Annotated in this window: 1 protein-coding gene; it reads right to left on the bottom strand. The window is 48.5% G+C overall.

Annotated features, from left to right (window positions below):
* On the bottom strand, nucleotides 1–600 hold a 600-nt coding region (locus ACFINL_RS09985; protein ID WP_375651504.1), incomplete at both ends, for a phage tail tape measure protein.

Genomic DNA, 600 nt, shown 5'->3' with positions numbered 1-600 from the left:
CCAGCAGAAATCATCGCTGTACCAAATGCCGCGGTTTCGCGCGCAGTGAGCTTAAACATGGTTGCCGCACCGGTGGCACGATTGGTAAAATCAGACACCTCACTGGCTTTTGCCGCCATGTGATTAGAGAGATGATTGATAGCATCGCCTAGATCTTCAATGCCTGCCTGATTAAGCTTAAAGACATTGCGCAATTTGGCAAAGCGCTCCCCAATCTGATCTCCCGTCATATCAAAAGCTACAGCTGCTTTAGCGGCATAAATGCTAAAAGCTTCTAGATCTTGTTCGCCAATCCCTGCTTGGCTGGCACTGGTCATCAATTCTAAGACTTCACGGGCAGCCAAAGGGATTTTTGTAGAGGTTTCAAGCGCAAAACGGCGCAATTCCTTTAAGCGATCAAGGGGGGCATCAAGAACCTTTTCTAGTCCCTTCATCGATTGGTCAAATTGCATGGCTTTATAGAGCGGTGCAATTAAGGTTGCTGTTTGCGCAATGGCACCCACCATGCGCCCCCGCGCTTGGATAAAAGCATTTTCCGCATTCTTTGTCGCATCCTCAAGATGCTCAGGGTCAAACCACCCTTTAAAATGCTGCCTTGTC

Origin of the sequence: Bartonella sp. AA78NXGY (assembly GCF_042197005.1) — a bacterium.
GTDB lineage: Bacteria > Pseudomonadota > Alphaproteobacteria > Rhizobiales > Rhizobiaceae > Bartonella.
This window is presented reverse-complemented; position numbering and strand designations above follow the sequence as displayed.